Below are 16710 nucleotides of genomic sequence, written 5' to 3'. Positions count from 1 at the left end.
TGCCGATAACTCATTTAACGCAGGGCTGTTTATCGTGAATTCACTGTATACCGCTGAAGGTGTAATGGATAAACACTCGCTGTGGCAGCGTTATGTACCGCTGGTGCGTCACGAAGCGTTGCGCCTGCAGGTGCGTTTGCCCGCGAGCGTTGAACTGGACGATCTGCTACAGGCGGGCGGTATCGGGTTATTGAATGCAGTTGACCGATATGACGCTCTGCAAGGAACGGCATTTACCACTTACGCAGTGCAGCGTATTCGTGGGGCGATGCTGGATGAACTACGCAGCCGTGACTGGGTGCCGCGTAGTGTCCGGCGTAATGCCCGCGAAGTGGCACAGGCGATGGGGCAACTGGAACAGGAATTAGGGCGCAACGCGACGGAAACTGAGGTGGCGGAGCGGCTGGCGATTCCTGTAGAAGAATATCGTCAGATGTTGCTTGATACCAACAACAGCCAACTCTTCTCCTATGACGAGTGGCGGGAAGAGCATGGCGATAGTATCGAGCTGGTGACAGAAGAACACCAGCAGGAAAACCCGTTACAACAGCTCCTTGAGAGCAATTTGCGCCAGCGCGTGATGGATGCCATTGAAGCACTTCCGGAACGCGAACAACTGGTGCTTACGCTCTATTACCAGGAAGAACTCAATCTCAAAGAGATTGGCGCCGTCCTGGATGTCGGGGAGTCACGGGTCAGCCAGTTGCACAGTCAGGCCATAAAACGGTTACGCACAAAACTGGGTAAGTTATAGCGAACGACGTTGTCGGCGCTGAAAAATGCCGCACAACGTATTGACTACCAGGAGTTCTCATGACGGTGCAGCAATCAAAAAGACGGCCTCTAAGCCGCTACCTCAAAGACTTTAAACACAGCCAGACGCATTGCGCCCATTGCCATAAGTTACTGGATCGCATCACGCTGGTGCGCAAAGGGCAGATCGTTAACAAAATCGCTATCTCCCGCCTCGACACGCTCATGGATGAAGCCGCCTGGCAGCAGGAGCAGAAAGAGTGGGTGGCGCTCTGTCGTTTCTGCGGTGATTTACACTGCAAGACGCAAAGTGATTTCTTCGACATCATTGGCTTTAAACAATTTCTGTTTGAACAGACCGAAATGAGCCACGGGACCGTGCGCGAGTATGTTGTTCGTTTGCGCCGTCTCGGCAATCATCTTAGCGAGCAGAAGATTTCTCACGATCTGCTCCAGGAGGGTTACCTTGATGAAAACCTGGCGCCGTGGCTGCCAGAGACCAGCACCAACAACTATCGCATTGCGCTGCGTAAGTACGCGCAATACAAAGCGCATGCTTATCCCGAACAGCAACAGAAATCCTCCCTCCGGATGACTTCTGATATATATTAAAAATGAATAAGATGTAGCAGAGTGGTTTATGTCGTTATCGATAAACGCTCTACACTACGGGCATTCATAACAACATTCGGGGTAAATATGAAATTAGCACTTCTGGGACGCCAGGCGCTGATGGGCGTGATGGCAGTGGCTCTTGTCGCGGGAATGAGCGCAAAAACGTTTGCAGATGAAGGCCTGCTGAAGAAGGTCAAAGAGCGCGGAACGCTGCTGGTGGGGCTGGAAGGCACCTATCCGCCATTCAGTTTCCAGGGCGATGACGGTAAATTGACCGGCTTTGAAGTGGAATTTGCCGAAGAGCTGGCAAAGCATCTGGGCGTGAAAGCGACGCTGAAACCGACCAAATGGGACGGGATGCTGGCCTCTCTGGACTCTAAACGCATCGATGTGGTTGTCAATCAGGTCACCATATCCGATGAGCGTAAGAAGAAATATGATTTCTCTACCCCGTATACCGTTTCCGGTATCCAGGCGCTGGTGAAAAAAGGCAATGAAGGCGCGATTAAAACCGCCGCCGATCTGAAAGATAAGAAAGTTGGCGTGGGTCTGGGAACCAACTATGAAGAATGGCTGCGTCAGAACGTACAGGGCGTCGACATTCGGACTTATGATGATGATCCGACGAAATATCAGGATCTGCGCGTTGGTCGTATCGATGCGATTCTGGTAGATCGTCTGGCAGCGTTAGATCTGGTTAAAAAGACTAAAGATACGCTGGCGGTCACCGGTGAAGCATTCTCCCGTCAGGAGTCCGGCGTTGCGCTGCGTAAAGGCAACGAAGACCTGCTGAAAGCGGTGGATGCTGCCATCGCCGAAATGCAGAAGGATGGCTCGCTGAAGGCGCTTTCTGAGAAGTGGTTTGGCGCGGATGTAACGAAATAGTCTGATAGTGACAAAAAAAAAGGCGCTTTAATCAGCGCCTTTTTTATTTCATGCGTTTGAACGTGCATAATAAAAAAGAACATCACAACAACGAATACTTCATGGATTTCGGGTTGCAGCCAACGCGCTCGCAACCTGAAAGACGATGAATCAACACCAGGAGGCGTTATGCCACTGCACAACCTGACACGCTTTCCGCGTCTGGAATTTATCGGCGCGCCGACGCCGCTTGAGTACCTGCCGCGTTTTTCTGACTATCTGGGACGGGATATTTTCATCAAACGCGATGATGTGACACCGATGGCGATGGGCGGTAATAAGCTGCGCAAGCTGGAGTTCCTGGCCGCAGATGCACTGCGCGAAGGCGCTGATACGCTGATCACCGCAGGGGCGATTCAGTCTAACCACGTGCGCCAGACGGCGGCGGTTGCGGCGAAGCTGGGACTGCACTGCGTGGCGCTGCTGGAAAACCCCATTGGCACCACGGCGGAAAACTATCTCACCAACGGCAACCGGCTACTGCTGGATCTGTTCAACGTGCAGGTTGAAATGTGCGATGCGCTAAACCAGCCGGACGCGCAGTTGCAGGAGCTGGCCACCCGCGTCGAAGCGCAGGGTTTTCGTCCCTACATCATACCGGTTGGCGGTTCGAACGCGTTGGGGGCATTAGGTTATGTCGAAAGCGCGCTGGAGATTGCTCAACAGTGTGAAGGCGCGGTGCAACTCTCTTCGGTGGTGGTGGCCTCCGGCAGCGCGGGAACGCACGCCGGGCTGGCGATTGGTCTGGAACAACTGATGCCGGATGTGGACCTGATTGGCGTAACCGTTTCGCGCAGCGTAGCCGATCAAAAACCGAAAGTGGTGGCGCTGCAACAGGCTATCGCCAGCGAACTGGAACTGACTGCGGCGGCGGAGATTCTGTTGTGGGATGACTACTTTGCGCCCGGGTACGGCACGCCAAATGAAGAAGGGATGGAAGCGGTGAAGTTGCTGGCGCGTCTGGAAGGGATCCTTCTCGATCCGGTCTATACCGGAAAAGCGATGGCCGGGTTGATTGACGGAATCAGCCAGAAACGCTTTAAAGACGAAGGCCCAGTCCTCTTTATCCATACAGGTGGGGCGCCCGCGCTGTTTGCCTACCATCCACACGTGTAATTTTCGGATAAGCTCATGCAAGAAAGTATCCAACTGGTTATTGATTCCCTGCCGTATCTGCTCAAAGGGGCGGTGTTTACGCTGCAACTCAGTATTGGCGGGATGTTCTTCGGCCTGCTGCTGGGGTTTATCCTCGCGCTGATGCGCCTGTCGCCGCTGTTACCCCTGCGTTGGCTGGCGCGCTTTTATATCTCCATTTTTCGCGGTACGCCGTTGATTGCTCAACTGTTCATGATCTACTACGGTCTGCCGCAGTTTGGTATTGAACTGGATCCGGTTCCGTCGGCGATGATTGGCCTGTCGCTCAATACGGCGGCCTATGCGGCTGAAACCCTGCGTGCGGCGATTTCGTCGATTGATAAAGGGCAGTGGGAAGCGGCCGCCAGTATCGGGATGACGCCGTGGCAGACGATGCGTCGCGCCATTTTGCCGCAGGCTGCCCGGGTGGCGCTGCCGCCGCTGAGTAACAGTTTTATCAGTCTGGTGAAAGACACGTCGCTTGCGGCAACCATTCAGGTGCCAGAACTGTTCCGTCAGGCGCAGTTGATTACCTCGCGCACGCTGGAGGTATTTACCATGTATCTGGCGGCATCGCTGATCTACTGGATCATGGCAACCGTACTGTCTTCGTTGCAGAACTACTTTGAAAATCAACTGAACCGCCAGGAGAGAGAGCCGAAATGAGCGCGATCGACGTAAAAAACCTGGTCAAGAAATTCCATGGTCAGACGGTGCTGCACGGTATCGACTTGCAAGTACAGGCAGGGGAGGTGGTCGCGATTATCGGTCCCAGCGGGTCGGGAAAAACGACGCTGTTGCGCAGTATTAATCTGCTGGAACAACCAGAAGCGGGCACGATCACCGTGGGTGACATCACCATTGATACGGCGCGTTCGCTGAGTCAGCAACGAACGCTCATCCGCCAGTTGCGTCAGCATGTTGGCTTCGTGTTCCAGAGCTTCAATCTCTTTCCCCACCGCACAGTGCTGGAGAACATCATTGAAGGTCCGGTTATCGTGAAGGGTGAAGGCAAAGAGGAGGCGATGGCGCGGGCGCGGGAACTGCTGGCGAAGGTGGGGCTGGCCGGGAAGGAGACCAGCTATCCGCGGCGCTTGTCCGGCGGACAACAGCAGCGTGTGGCGATTGCCAGGGCGCTGGCAATGCGACCGGAAGTGATTCTGTTCGATGAACCGACCTCTGCGCTTGATCCTGAGCTGGTGGGCGAGGTGCTGAGCACTATCCGTCAACTGGCGCAGGAAAAACGCACCATGGTGATTGTGACCCATGAAATGAGCTTTGCCCGCGATGTCGCGGACCGGGCGATATTTATGGATCAGGGGCGAATTGTGGAACAGGGGCCTGCCAAAGCGCTATTTGCTAATCCACAGCAGCCGAGAACGCGTCAGTTTCTTGAGAAGTTTCTACTGCAATAATCCGTTTGCTGCCACTCGCCCGGGATTATCCCATTTCGGGCGAGTGGGCATGCATAAATATTAATATCATACGCATGACTATGAGTTCATTTCCCTGGGCGAAATACGCCTATTGAAACAACACTCAAGTAATTGGCTTCCTGACCGATATTTTATACATCTACCTTATTTTATGTGATAGGTTATTTCTCACATTCAAAATGATTATCACTCTCAAGGGCGCGAATACTGAGTATGCAGGATTTAGATTTCTTTACCTGGCGACGGACGATGTTGTTACGCTTTCACGAAATGACAAGCGCAGAGGACGTCTATAACGAATTACAGCAGCAGACACAATTGCTGGAATTTGATTATTACGCGCTGTGTGTCAGACATCCGGTTCCGTTTACCCGCCCTAAAATTTCCCTCCATACCACTTATCCCGAAGCATGGGTTTCGCAATATCAGGCGGAAAATTATTTCGCGATTGATCCGGTGCTGAAGCCGGAAAACTTCATTCAGGGGCATCTTCCCTGGAGTGACGCCTTATTCAGTGATGCGCAGACGATGTGGGATGCCGCTCGTACGCACGGATTACGCAAAGGGGTCACGCAGTGTCTGATGTTGCCGAACCGCGCGCTGGGCTTTCTTTCGGTCTCGCGGTCGAGTCTGCGTAATACGCCGTTTGCGGGTGATGAGGTGGAACTGAAGCTGCAGTTGCTGGTTCGCGAAAGCTTAACGGTACTTTCCCGACTCGAAGATGAGATGGTAATGGCGCCGGAAATGCGCTTTAGCAAACGGGAAAAAGAGATTCTGAAATGGACGGCGGAAGGGAAGACCTCTTCTGAAATCGCAATGATTCTGTCGATATCAGAAAACACCGTTAACTTTCACCAGAAGAATATGCAGAAGAAGTTCAACGCCCCTAATAAGACGCAGATTGCGTGCTATGCCGCGGCGACGGGTCTTATCTGAAACCATGAGCGTTCTGCGTGGCAGACGATAAACCGGCTGAAAGCGATGCTCTCAGCCGGTTTTGTTTTACTGGCGGTAAGCTTGTTTAATTTGCTTAACCGTGCTGGAAAATACTGCAGCCTGTGCGTCGTCTTCGACCAGCGCGATCTGTTTTTCCATTTTTAGAATCACGCGGCCTGCGTCGGCCTGGCCCATGGCTTGCAGCATCAGCGTTAACAGTGCCTTCAGGCAGGTGACTTCGTTAGCCAGTTCTTGATTATTCTCGGCTGTGGAAAAATCAGGCGTACTCATTTATTTTCCTCGTAATGTTTCAGTAAAAATGTGCGATGGTAAATGTTAAGGCCGCGGAGTATACCATAAGCTGAGGATAAAATAGCAGTGGTTGTTTTTTGATCGGAAATCACACCAGCGCAGTTAAATTAAACAACAACATGAGAAGGCTATATTTTCTTCATTCATTGTTTATTTCGAGTATTTTACTCGTTAATTATTGTTACAAACTTACCCGTCTATTTAGCATTTAGACCGGGGATAGCGAGTTTTTGTCACTATTGTGAAACCTCGTTTCCGAAATAGCATGAGCAACAGGCTGTTCTGAGCAAAAGTATCCACAAAACGTATAGACTAATTTCCAGAAACGGGAGCAAAATCGGGAACTGGACGTTTTTTACGTTTCAAAGTTGAGATAAAACCCGCTAATATAGTGGGGATCCACTATCAGTAGCGTTATCCCTATTCTGGAGATATTCCTTTGATCAACGTTCTTCTTGTTGATGACCACGAACTGGTGCGCGCAGGGATACGACGCATTCTTGAAGATATAAAGGGCATAAAAGTTGTTGGTGAAGCCGGTTGCGGTGAGGATGCCGTGAAATGGTGCCGCGCCAACGCCGTCGACGTTGTGTTGATGGACATGAACATGCCCGGTATTGGTGGCCTCGAAGCCACGCGCAAAATTGCGCGTTCGACTGCCGATATTAAAGTGATTATGTTGACCGTCCACACGGAAAACCCGTTGCCGGCAAAAGTGATGCAGGCCGGAGCCGCAGGTTACCTGAGTAAGGGGGCTGCACCTCAGGAAGTGGTGAATGCCATCCGTTCGGTTTATTCCGGACAGCGATACATTGCTTCTGACATCGCACAGCAAATGGCATTAAGCCAGATTGAACCAGAAAAAACGGAAACTCCGTTTGCCAGTTTGTCTGAGCGCGAATTGCAGATTATGCTGATGATCACCAAAGGTCAGAAGGTTAATGAGATTTCGGAGCAGTTGAATCTCAGTCCTAAAACGGTGAACAGTTATCGCTATCGTATGTTTAGTAAACTTAACATTCATGGTGATGTTGAGCTGACTCACCTGGCAATTCGCCATGGCCTGTGTAATGCGGAGACGTTAACAAGCCAGTGAGCGATCAGTTTGACGCGAAAGCGTTTCTAAAAACCGTCACCAGTCAACCCGGCGTTTATCGTATGTATGATGCCGGCGGTACGGTTATTTATGTGGGTAAAGCGAAAGACCTGAAAAAACGGCTTTCCAGCTATTTCCGCAGCAACCTGGCTTCGCGTAAAACCGAAGCGCTGGTTGCGCTCATTCAGCAAATCGATGTGACGGTGACGCATACCGAAACGGAAGCGTTGCTGCTTGAGCACAACTACATCAAGCTGTATCAGCCGCGTTACAACGTGCTACTGCGCGATGACAAATCCTACCCATTTATCTTTCTCAGCGCGGATACCCATCCTCGACTGGCGATGCACCGTGGCGCGAAACATACCCGTGGTGAATATTTTGGCCCGTTTCCCAACGGCTATGCCGTCCGTGAAACGCTGGCGCTGTTGCAGAAGATTTTCCCGGTCCGCCAGTGTGAAAACAGCGTTTATCGCAATCGCTCGCGTCCGTGTCTGCAATATCAGATAGGTCGTTGCCTTGGCCCCTGCGTTGAAGGCCTGGTGAGTGAAGAAGAGTACACGCAGCAGGTTGACTACGTCCGGCTGTTTTTGTCCGGCAAAGATGACCAGGTGTTAACCCAACTGATCGCGCGGATGGAGAAGGCCAGTCAAAACCTGGCATTCGAAGAGGCCGCACGTATACGTGATCAGATTCAGGCCGTGCGGCGGGTAACGGAGAAACAGTTCGTCTCCAATGCGGGCGACGATCTGGATGTGATCGGCGTCGCGTTTGATGCCGGGATGGCCTGTGTACACGTGCTCTTTATCCGCCAGGGTAAAGTGCTGGGGAGCCGCAGTTATTTCCCGAAAGTGCCGGGAGGAACTGAACTGGGCGAAGTGGTTGAAACCTTTGTTGGGCAATTTTACCTCCAGGGCAGCCAGATGCGCACATTGCCGGGCGAGATCCTGCTGGATTTCAATCTGGCCGACAAAACGCTGCTGGCGGATTCTCTCTCTGAACTGGCAGGGCGTCGCATCAATGTGCAGACCAAGCCCCGTGGCGATCGCGCGCGCTATCTTAAACTGGCGCGGACCAATGCCGCCACGGCACTGACCACGAAACTCTTGCAGCAGTCGACCATTACTCAACGTCTGACCGCCCTGGCAACCGTGTTGAAGTTGCCGGCGGTTAAACGGATGGAATGTTTCGATATCAGCCACACCATGGGCGAGCAGACGGTTGCATCCTGCGTAGTCTTTGATGCGAACGGGCCGCTGCGTGCGGAATACCGTCGCTACAATATCACCGGCATCACGCCGGGTGATGACTATGCGGCAATGAATCAGGTACTGCGTCGCCGTTATGGTAAAGCCATTGAAGAAAGTAAGATTCCGGATGTGATCCTGATTGATGGCGGAAAAGGGCAACTGGGGCAGGCGAAGGCTGTTTTCGCTGAACTGGATGTTCCCTGGGATAAAAATCACCCTTTGCTGCTGGGGGTTGCGAAAGGGACTGACCGTAAAGCCGGTCTGGAAACCCTGTTCTTTGAACCGGAAGGTGAGGGGTTCAGCCTGCCGCCGGATTCGCCTGCGCTGCATGTGATCCAGCATATCCGCGATGAGTCGCACGATCATGCTATTGGCGGTCACCGCAAAAAACGGGCAAAGGTGAAAAACACCAGTACGCTGGAGACCATCGAAGGCGTCGGGCCGAAGCGTCGTCAAATGTTGTTGAAATATATGGGTGGTTTGCAAGGATTACGTAACGCCAGCGTTGAAGAAATTGCAAAAGTGCCGGGTATTTCGCAAGGTCTGGCAGAAAAGATCTTCTGGTCGTTGAAACATTGAGTCCGCTGTAGCAACATAGGGGTAAATTCTCTGACAACAGATAGTTACCCGTCACTATGCAATTTAATATTCCAACGTTGCTTACGCTGTTTCGCGTCATACTTATCCCATTCTTTGTCGTGGTGTTTTATCTGCCATTCACCTGGGCACCGTTCGTTGCCGCGCTGATCTTCTGTATCGCTGCCGTGACCGACTGGTTTGATGGTTTTCTGGCGCGTCGCTGGAATCAGAGTACGCGTTTTGGCGCGTTTCTCGATCCGGTCGCAGATAAAGTGCTGGTGGCGATTGCGATGGTACTGGTGACCGAGCACTATCACAGTTGGTGGGTGACACTCCCTGCGGCCACAATGATCGCCCGTGAAATTATCATCTCTGCACTGCGCGAATGGATGGCGGAACTGGGTAAGCGCAGCAGCGTGGCGGTCTCCTGGATAGGCAAAGTCAAAACCACCTCGCAAATGGCGGCGCTGGCCTGGCTGTTGTGGCGTCCGAATATTTGGGTAGAGTACGCGGGTATTGCGCTGTTCTTCGTCGCGGCAGTCCTGACACTGTGGTCAATGTTCCAGTATCTGAACGCCGCGCGCGGGGATTTGCTTGATCAGTGATCGTTTCGCCGTAAATTTCAGCAAACGAGCCTGCGTGGCGTAAAATATCGTTGACTCATTGCGTCAGGTAAGTAGAATGCAACGCATCGAACGGCAGCACAGATTGCCAGACGATAGTAAAATCAAGTGATTAACGATTTGCTTGATGATGCGGGAATAGCTCAGTTGGTAGAGCACGACCTTGCCAAGGTCGGGGTCGCGAGTTCGAGTCTCGTTTCCCGCTCCAGTTTATGACATCGGCCGTTGCGGGTGTCAGCCGCAAGACAAAGATTTAAGGCGCGTTAGCAAAGCGGTTATGTAGCGGATTGCAAATCCGTCTAGTCCGGTTCGACTCCGGAACGCGCCTCCACTTTCTTCCCGAGCCCGGATGGTGGAATCGGTAGACACAAGGGATTTAAAATCCCTCGGCGTTCGCGCTGTGCGGGTTCAAGTCCCGCTCCGGGTACCATGGGAAAAAGCAGAATAATCAAAGCAATAAGCAGTGTCGTGAAACCACCTCCGGGTGGTTTTTTTGTGCCTGAAATTCGTGTTCTGCAGCAATGATGAGCCTGCTCAGATGATTGTCCGGGCAAAATAACGGAATAAAGAGAAATATAAACCGATTTACCTCGATTGCTGAGTTCAATGGGAGCCCATCGGTTCCTTAATAAGGTCTCAACATAAAGTCTGACGAGGATATTATCGCATTCGGTATACTGCTCGCCTGTCTGTCAATACTCAGTGAGGCGAAATAATGTTAAGCAACGAAGCAAAGCGCAAAAGAGAAGAACTTTTCAGGGATTACGCGAGCAATATCGATTTTGTGCTTAACACACCGCTTCATGAGCAAAGAAGAATATGGGAAGAAGGGGCAGTGAATGCTCCGTTACCCGAAAATGTCAGCATAGAAACGATCGCTGAAGAGGGGATTTCAGCCGAGTGGGTGCGACATTCGCAGGCAGAAAGTCGTAAAGTCATCCTGTATCTTCATGGCGGGGGCAACTCGCTGGGATCAAGTATTACGCACAGGAAACTGGTTGGTCATATTGTCCATTATTCGAAAGTGAATGCGCTCACGCTCAATTATTCACTAGCCCCTGAAAATCCATTTCCTGCCGGTCTGATGGATGCAAAATATGCCTGGCAGTGGCTATTAAAGCAGGCGTATCGGCCTGAAGATATCATTCCAGGCGGTGACTCAAGCGGCGGTGGCCTGGCTCTATCTCTGCTCCTGCTACTGAAAAAAGAACATTATCCGTTGCCGCACGCCGGTTTCTTGCTTTCTCCTATGCTTGATTACACCTTATCAGGTGACAGTATTTTTTCTTGCGCGAAGAAGGACCCGATGCTCTTTATTGAGGATTTGCGGCAAACCGTCGCGTACTACTGCGCTGATGCTGAAACATTGAATCCGCTGGTCTCCCCCCTTTATGGCGATCTGACAGGACTTCCCTCTCTTCTGATACAGACGGGAAGCGATGAATTACTTCTCGATGACTCGACTCGCCTGGCGAAGAAGGCGAAAGCGGCTGGCGTTAACGTTCAAATGGAAGTCTGGGATGGTTTGTGGCACGTCTTCCAGTCATCCGCAGGGAAAATACCGGAAGCAACCCATGCGATAAGACGAATCGCATCCTTTATTCATTCTCAGTCGCCTGAGGCGCTATAGCTAGTGCTTAGGGAAACCGGGTAAGCATGGGTTTGCGGTAAAGCCTAAAAAATTGGTCGTCTGTCTCAGTAGAGGGTATCTTGAAAAAGAATCGATGATTCCCTGCATCCGTTGCCATGAGAGAACGACCATGAGAAAAGAAGTTCACCAGGTAAAGCAGCACCGCTGTGTGGTACCTGATGTTGAAATACTGTCGTTATATTCAGAGCGTACTTTCCCGCGCCACTCACATGATCAATATGGCATCGGGGTCTTCATCCAGGGTAGCCAACGCTCATGGAGTAGTATCGGCAATGTGAATGCAGTGACAGGGGATGTCATTATGGTCAATCCCGGCGAGATTCACGACGGGATCCCAACCTCAGGTCCCCGGGGCTGGCATATGCTCTATATCAATCCCGACACCTTTATAAAGGAATGGAATACTGACTTACCGGCAGATAATCTGACCCTGAAGCCTGTGGCTAACGATCCCACTCTTGGCCTGATGATTCGACAGTTTTTTAGCCAATCGGCTGCCGCAGATCCTGACAGCATGGCGATTGAAGAGACGATCATGTGCTGTCTGATGCAAGCCGGGCAACACCACACTCTTTCTGGTGCACAGCGTATCCCGCATTCTCCGACGGTACGGCTTGTCAAAGAGTTCATCGATGATGCTCCGGGAGAAAACATTACGTTGACTGGGCTAGCCAGCCTGTGTGACGTCACCCGATTCCAGCTCATTCGCCGTTTTTCCAGAGAGGTGGGGATAACCCCACATGCTTATCTTTTACAGTCCCGGGTCCGTCTGGCAAAAAAACTCTTATCGCAGGGCAAGAGAACGGTTGATGTTGCGTTGATGACGGGTTTTTCCGATCAGAGCCACCTCATTCGTGCGTTTCAGAAACAGACTGGCATAACGCCAGGGCAATATCGCTCCGCTATGATTGATTAACGGTACTGCAATTTATTACAAGATCGGTAAGCCTGTCCTGATAAACACTGACTGCTCCTGTTATGTGTCTATCAGAGATAATGCTATGCCAATCAGTATCGAATTTTTATTAACCTCAATAATTGTGGTTATTTCACCGGGAACGGGGGCCATTTACACTATTGCGATGGGATTATCGCGTGGTGCAACATTGAGTCTGATGGCCGCCGTGGGGTGTACTCTGGGGATCATTCCGCATATGTTGGCCGCTATCACGGGATTAGCCGCCATATTCTACTCCAGTGAAATGGCATTCACTGTCATCAAATATGCCGGAGTCTTGTGGTTGTTGTACATGGCGTGGAATATCATAAAGGAGAAATCGACGTTACAACCCGATGACTGCGACGTTTCTCAGTCAGGTGTGAAAGTGATCCTGCATGCGATATTCATCAATCTACTTAATCCTAAGCTGTCACTTTTCTTTTTGGCCTTCTTACCCCAGTTTATTCAAACATCGTCAATTACACCCGCAACGGACATGCTGATATTGAGCCTGATATTCATGTTAATGACGCTGCTCGTATTTATGCTTTATGGTATTTTTTCATCCTTTATGCGCAGTAAAGTAGTTAATCATCCCACAATTTTGTCGGGATTACGGATCTTGTTTTCGTGCAGTTTCGTGAGTCTGGCAGTGAATTTATTTTTAACGCAACGCGGCCTGGGATAGTCATGTCAATGACGTGCTATTTCTGTGGGCAGTGTATTCGTAGGGATCTGTTCTTGCGGGGCGATCGTTCATCACGCCGCAAGAACGGTCTGTAATACGATGGTGAATATTATCGGCAAGCAATGGCGTCAAGTTGAAACAGCATTCCTGATGCTCCGCCGCGATGGGCAAATTCAGTCTGAATGGATTTTCTGGCAGGAAATTGACCGTTGAATCGTTGTTTCATGACTTTCTCCATGACGGGAATATCCCACACGTCGCGGAACAGGGCGTCAATTTTCACGACTGACTCCAGCGTCAGGCCGATAGTGTTGAGCCTTTCACTCAGATTATCAAAAGCGCCATTGATTTGTGCCTCAATGGGTTGCCCGATATTTCCGACACAGTAACTCACAAAGACAAGCCCGCCAGCTTCAACCATTCCGGCATGTGCCCAGTCTTCATTGATGTCATACCTGGTTATTTTCGCCATAATGCACCTCCATTATCCTTAAAATTTACATGGTTATTTTCTGTCATCATACTATCTTCACGCATTGTAGTAATAAAGGAGTATTTCAGGCCGGAAAAGTAAAAAGTAAGGTGACTAACGCATGTCGTTGTTGTGCTTTATGAATACGGCAGTGTTTTTATTGAGAACGCGACCAGACGACTGTCATTTCGTTAAGCCTGACCTTGCATTCTTGATTTTGCTAATGAAGTAGAATTAATTTATTTTAGCAAGCAAGTTCTGTGTTAAGTAAAAGTAACAAATTTAAGCTTTTAATTGCCTGTAGCACTGCCTTGAATCTTATTCTGACGCAATGGCAGAAAACATGATATCTCAGGTTTGCATGATCAGATCCTGCAATGTAACCCTCTGGTTCTTATTATAGCGTGCAATAATCATCATTATGTAAACGGGGGTGACTACGGGGTTTGCCGTGTAAAAAAGCGGAAAACGGAATGATACTGGCATCAGGTTATTAAAACAGGGTAAATATTTATGCTCTTTCTGTGTTATTGTTTTGTGTCAGACCGCGTATTTTACTGCTTATTGTGTTAAATGTCTTCTCAAACAGGCTTAAATTAGCAGTCATGAAAGCTTTTTCTGTCACTTGTTTGTCATGGTTTTGTGTATTGATGACTTAATATTACAGAAGTATACCCTTTTAAATCATGAGGTTGAAGAACTTCACTTTTTCATGAGATTGCTGATATTTCTCATTTAAGGTCGTTTAAGGCTATTTAAAATGACAATTTAAGATATCTACAGCAATAATCAATGTAACAAGAACAGGAAGTGTCTCTGTTGCTTGGCTTATCTATTCTCAAAATAAAATTTCAGACGTGTCACTCTATGCGAAAGGAATCGACTATGCCTGTAAAAACGGTAATAAATAAAAGGTTGCTGACGGCATCTGCAATTACTGCACTGTTCAGTCCGCATACCACCGGTGAGGATGACACCATTAACGTTACCGCGAATATGGCCGCCAGTCTCTGTAGAGACAGGCTGGCGGGTGGCAACATAAGTACACAAGAACGTCATTCTGTATGAGGGTGGCAGAAATTCGGTTGGCGGGCTTGCTATTCAACTGAAGTACAGCGGCAACCGGATCTACATTGACGAAGCAACCGAAACAGTACAGGAAGTCATGGTCAGGTATGTCATGGCGCGGGGTCGATACCACTTTATACATCCATTAGCCAGACCATGTTTACGGCGAGTTATATCCAGTCCAGTCCCATCACTTCAGATGATCATAATGATAGCGGACCGGTTTCCTGGAAAGCCAATATCCTGGTGACGTACAATTGATATATTCCGTATGCACTTTTAAGCATTAAGATGTCGTTATTACGAATGGAGTGATGCACAATGCATATATTTTCATATGACCAGTATTTTATTACCGGCTTGCAGCAAATACTGTTCTTTACCGGTCTTGATAACTCACCTGATATTGTCGTTTTTGATCCGGGAGGAGGGACTGTGTATATTACAAACCGAGCAGAATGCCTCCGTGCGGGTTCATCAGATACGTTAACTCATTTTACACAGATACGTTGCTACTCATTGACCAGAAACGCGCCTTTGACGGATTACTTTCACGTACTGGACCAGATCAAGCTGAATAAACGAATCCCGTTGCATACACGGTCATTGTCGAAAAGGGAACGAGTAATCATTGAATATTATCTGGCGGGACTGGGAAAAAGGGCAATAGCACGAACCATGCTGCTCAGCGAGGGAGCGGTCAGCAATAGCCAGTTAAGAGCATTGCGGAAAATGAACATGAAAAATATTCCATTGTTTCTGCAAGTTATGCGTAACTGGTGTGCATTCAGAGCTAAATATACCTGTGAATGTAATATCACTTTTCTGTCTTAGATTTTACGCATTAACGATTATCCTGAATCTCTAATGCGACATCACCAGGGCATAATGCTCAGGGGCGACATTGCGATGAAATTGTATTTAATAAATGGAACGGTTGAGTTCAATCCGCAGACCCGAAGCCTGAAAAATCAATTGACTGGCGCTGTTGTTTATTTACAGCAGCCCGCCGCAACATGTTTCCTTTATCTGATCCTGAATCAGGGTGTGGTTATCACGCAAAAGGAGTTGGTAACCGAAGGCTGGAAAGAGCGTGACGTTGTGACCATGCCAAATACGTTTTACCAGACTATTTTAACACTGCGTAAGGCACTGGAAGAGATAGGTTTACCAAGAAACATGGTAAAAACCATTTCACGGCAAGGGTTAACATTGTCATCAACCATTGTGGTTGAACCGCTTCCTCTCCAGAATATTGCCGTTTCTGAACGTCCGTCAATAAAGACGACGGTCAGCGAAAATGCATTGTCCGAAAAGACGCCAACAAAAAAATCTCGTGGGTTAAGTATCGGAGCAGGTTTTTTCTTTGTTGTGACGGTAATAAATTGCATGTTTATGTATCAGAATCGATTGAAAATGCCCTTTGAGAATTTTGTGGCGATGTCCATGGATAAAAAGGCAGACAATGGTTGTTATGCCTATTATGAGGTGACGCAGCCAGTCACTGATAATTACTATGCGTTAATAAAAAAGCACCCGCATTTTTGCCAAAATAACAACTATGTCTTTCTTACAGGCTACTCTAAAACGGGACGTACTGCGGTATTTGTCTGTAATAAAGATGTTCGGTCTGACACCGAGGCATTTTGTTCATCTCATTTTTTCTGGAACTTAAGCCAATGAATAAAAATACAGCGGCCTTGCTCCTGATTGTGTTTTTCAGTACCACGGTACTTTCCGGGATTTTTCTGTTTTACCTGCTTTTAAAACCTTCATACCTGGAGTGTATTGGTGATGCAGACTGGAATGTTAATGATGCACGTTTTGTTGGTACCGTTTCCTTTCAGATGCATAAGAAGGAGGGGCTGGCTGTCATTACGGGAAAAGTCGATGGGGAGACCAGTGTTAACGTGAATCGGCTGGTCTATTTTAACTATACCCAGCAGTTCAGGACGCGGATTTTACATACGGTACGCATTGTCAAAACCTTTTCCGATACCGTTAATGATGAAAAGCTCGAAAAGATGTTATCCCAATTTTATCTGAAGACAGGAGGCGAATTGACTCTGACCGTGGATGAATACCAGTCCGCGTATGTTTTTTCAAACGCCAATGTGCCGTATCTGTTTTGTAGAAAGAAATGATATCTGGATTAAGGATCACTTACAGCCTTAACGGATCCCGCGGCAATCAGTATCCGTTTCCTCGCTCGCCATGTAAGATAGCCGCTGGA

General features: G+C 49.2%; 18 protein-coding genes and 3 tRNA genes. 19 read left to right on the top strand and 2 right to left on the bottom strand.

The features are described from left to right. Positions 1-34: 34 nt before the first annotated feature. The 7 genes from F384_RS09395 (at position 35) to sdiA (ending at position 5798) form a co-directional block, all read left to right on the top strand. The gene (locus F384_RS09395) at positions 35-754 is read left to right on the top strand and encodes an RNA polymerase sigma factor FliA (RefSeq protein ID WP_042318303.1); all 720 of its coding nucleotides are present in this window, start codon (positions 35-37) and stop codon (positions 752-754) included. 59 nt (positions 755-813) lie between these two features. Beyond that, positions 814-1365: a flagella biosynthesis regulatory protein FliZ gene (fliZ, locus tag F384_RS09390; protein ID WP_046481240.1), complete on the top strand. Its 552-nt coding sequence runs from the start codon at positions 814-816 to the stop codon at positions 1363-1365. Positions 1366-1452: 87 nt separating this feature from the next. After that, entirely contained in the window at positions 1453-2253 is an 801-nt protein-coding gene (gene tcyJ / locus F384_RS09385; RefSeq protein ID WP_046481239.1) for a cystine ABC transporter substrate-binding protein, read from the top strand. Between the two features lie 168 nt (positions 2254-2421). After that, positions 2422-3408, top strand: coding sequence for a D-cysteine desulfhydrase (dcyD, locus tag F384_RS09380; RefSeq protein ID WP_046481238.1), 987 nt, complete (start codon positions 2422-2424; stop codon positions 3406-3408). A 15-nt stretch (positions 3409-3423) separates the two neighbouring features. Further along, positions 3424-4092 carry a cystine ABC transporter permease gene (gene tcyL, locus F384_RS09375; protein WP_042318310.1) on the top strand — a complete coding sequence of 223 codons (669 nt, stop codon included), beginning with the start codon at positions 3424-3426 and terminating at the stop codon, positions 4090-4092. Continuing rightward, positions 4089-4841, top strand: coding sequence for an L-cystine ABC transporter ATP-binding protein TcyN (gene tcyN, locus F384_RS09370; protein ID WP_042318311.1), 753 nt, complete (start codon positions 4089-4091; stop codon positions 4839-4841). Before tcyL ends, tcyN begins: the two co-directional genes overlap by 4 nt. A gap of 234 nt (positions 4842-5075) precedes the next feature. Further along, entirely contained in the window at positions 5076-5798 is a 723-nt protein-coding gene (sdiA, locus tag F384_RS09365) for a transcriptional regulator SdiA (protein ID WP_046481237.1), read from the top strand. Positions 5799-5864: 66 nt separating this feature from the next. Here the strand turns inward: sdiA and F384_RS09360 are convergent, their stop codons facing one another. Beyond that, the gene (locus F384_RS09360) at positions 5865-6089 is read right to left on the bottom strand and encodes a DUF2594 family protein (RefSeq protein ID WP_042318315.1); all 225 of its coding nucleotides are present in this window, start codon (positions 6087-6089) and stop codon (positions 5865-5867) included. A 460-nt stretch (positions 6090-6549) separates the two neighbouring features. Here F384_RS09360 and uvrY point away from each other — a divergent pair, with 460 nt between their 5' ends. The 9 genes from uvrY to F384_RS09315 all read left to right on the top strand — a co-directional run bounded on the left by uvrY (position 6550) and on the right by F384_RS09315 (position 12937). After that, positions 6550-7206, top strand: a complete 657-nt coding sequence (uvrY, locus tag F384_RS09355) for a UvrY/SirA/GacA family response regulator transcription factor (RefSeq protein WP_042318319.1) — start codon at positions 6550-6552, stop codon at positions 7204-7206. Next, positions 7203-9035, top strand: a complete 1833-nt coding sequence (gene uvrC, locus F384_RS09350) for an excinuclease ABC subunit UvrC (RefSeq protein WP_046481236.1) — start codon at positions 7203-7205, stop codon at positions 9033-9035. Before uvrY ends, uvrC begins: the two co-directional genes overlap by 4 nt. Positions 9036-9091: 56 nt before the next feature. Further along, positions 9092-9640 (top strand): CDP-diacylglycerol--glycerol-3-phosphate 3-phosphatidyltransferase, encoded by a 549-nt coding sequence (pgsA, locus tag F384_RS09345; protein ID WP_042318323.1) that lies wholly within the window; start codon positions 9092-9094, stop codon positions 9638-9640. A 150-nt stretch (positions 9641-9790) separates the two neighbouring features. Further along, positions 9791-9866: transfer RNA gene (locus F384_RS09340), tRNA-Gly, on the top strand. Positions 9867-9915: 49 nt separating this feature from the next. After that, positions 9916-9989 (top strand) — tRNA-Cys (locus F384_RS09335). 12 nt (positions 9990-10001) lie between these two features. Beyond that, positions 10002-10088: transfer RNA gene (locus F384_RS09330), tRNA-Leu, on the top strand. 285 nt (positions 10089-10373) lie between these two features. After that, the gene (locus tag F384_RS09325; protein WP_046481235.1) at positions 10374-11288 is read left to right on the top strand and encodes an alpha/beta hydrolase fold domain-containing protein; all 915 of its coding nucleotides are present in this window, start codon (positions 10374-10376) and stop codon (positions 11286-11288) included. Positions 11289-11418: 130 nt separating this feature from the next. Beyond that, a complete protein-coding gene (locus tag F384_RS09320) occupies positions 11419-12225 on the top strand; it encodes an AraC family transcriptional regulator (protein ID WP_046481234.1) in 807 nt (268 codons plus the stop codon). A gap of 85 nt (positions 12226-12310) precedes the next feature. Further along, positions 12311-12937, top strand: a complete 627-nt coding sequence (locus F384_RS09315) for a LysE family translocator (RefSeq protein WP_046481233.1) — start codon at positions 12311-12313, stop codon at positions 12935-12937. A 109-nt stretch (positions 12938-13046) separates the two neighbouring features. On the opposite strand, the gene F384_RS09310 is transcribed toward F384_RS09315, so the two are convergent. Beyond that, entirely contained in the window at positions 13047-13409 is a 363-nt protein-coding gene (locus tag F384_RS09310; RefSeq protein WP_046481232.1) for a RidA family protein, read from the bottom strand. A gap of 1389 nt (positions 13410-14798) precedes the next feature. Here F384_RS09310 and F384_RS30745 point away from each other — a divergent pair. From F384_RS30745 to F384_RS09290, 3 genes are all read left to right on the top strand, one after another. Then, positions 14799-15311, top strand: a complete 513-nt coding sequence (locus tag F384_RS30745) for a LuxR C-terminal-related transcriptional regulator (protein WP_046481230.1) — start codon at positions 14799-14801, stop codon at positions 15309-15311. A 75-nt stretch (positions 15312-15386) separates the two neighbouring features. Continuing rightward, the gene (locus F384_RS09295; RefSeq protein WP_162200239.1) at positions 15387-16160 is read left to right on the top strand and encodes a winged helix-turn-helix domain-containing protein; all 774 of its coding nucleotides are present in this window, start codon (positions 15387-15389) and stop codon (positions 16158-16160) included. Continuing rightward, a complete protein-coding gene (locus tag F384_RS09290) occupies positions 16157-16621 on the top strand; it encodes a hypothetical protein (protein ID WP_052746910.1) in 465 nt (154 codons plus the stop codon). Before F384_RS09295 ends, F384_RS09290 begins: the two co-directional genes overlap by 4 nt. Positions 16622-16710: the final 89 nt, after the last annotated feature.

The organism is Citrobacter amalonaticus Y19 (assembly GCF_000981805.1).
Classification (GTDB): domain Bacteria; phylum Pseudomonadota; class Gammaproteobacteria; order Enterobacterales; family Enterobacteriaceae; genus Citrobacter_A; species Citrobacter_A amalonaticus_C.
Note: the sequence above shows the minus strand (reverse complement) of the source record. Positions and strands in the feature narration are given on the sequence as shown.

Bases quoted from the DNA above. Each gene is read 5' to 3' on its own strand.
- fliZ (WP_046481240.1), top strand. From the start codon at position 814: ATGACGGTGCAGCAATCAAAAAGACGGCCTCTAAGCCGCTACCTCAAA.
- tcyJ (WP_046481239.1), top strand. From the start codon at position 1,453: ATGAAATTAGCACTTCTGGGACGCCAGGCGCTGATGGGCGTGATGGCA.
- dcyD (WP_046481238.1), top strand. From the start codon at position 2,422: ATGCCACTGCACAACCTGACACGCTTTCCGCGTCTGGAATTTATCGGC.
- tcyL (WP_042318310.1), top strand. From the start codon at position 3,424: ATGCAAGAAAGTATCCAACTGGTTATTGATTCCCTGCCGTATCTGCTC.
- tcyN (WP_042318311.1), top strand. From the start codon at position 4,089: ATGAGCGCGATCGACGTAAAAAACCTGGTCAAGAAATTCCATGGTCAG.
- sdiA (WP_046481237.1), top strand. From the start codon at position 5,076: ATGCAGGATTTAGATTTCTTTACCTGGCGACGGACGATGTTGTTACGC.
- F384_RS09360 (WP_042318315.1), bottom strand. From the start codon at position 6,089: ATGAGTACGCCTGATTTTTCCACAGCCGAGAATAATCAAGAACTGGCT.
- pgsA (WP_042318323.1), top strand. From the start codon at position 9,092: ATGCAATTTAATATTCCAACGTTGCTTACGCTGTTTCGCGTCATACTT.
- F384_RS09325 (WP_046481235.1), top strand. From the start codon at position 10,374: ATGTTAAGCAACGAAGCAAAGCGCAAAAGAGAAGAACTTTTCAGGGAT.
- F384_RS09320 (WP_046481234.1), top strand. From the start codon at position 11,419: ATGAGAAAAGAAGTTCACCAGGTAAAGCAGCACCGCTGTGTGGTACCT.
- F384_RS09315 (WP_046481233.1), top strand. From the start codon at position 12,311: ATGCCAATCAGTATCGAATTTTTATTAACCTCAATAATTGTGGTTATT.
- F384_RS09310 (WP_046481232.1), bottom strand. From the start codon at position 13,409: ATGGCGAAAATAACCAGGTATGACATCAATGAAGACTGGGCACATGCC.
- F384_RS30745 (WP_046481230.1), top strand. From the start codon at position 14,799: ATGCATATATTTTCATATGACCAGTATTTTATTACCGGCTTGCAGCAA.
- F384_RS09295 (WP_162200239.1), top strand. From the start codon at position 15,387: ATGAAATTGTATTTAATAAATGGAACGGTTGAGTTCAATCCGCAGACC.
- F384_RS09290 (WP_052746910.1), top strand. From the start codon at position 16,157: ATGAATAAAAATACAGCGGCCTTGCTCCTGATTGTGTTTTTCAGTACC.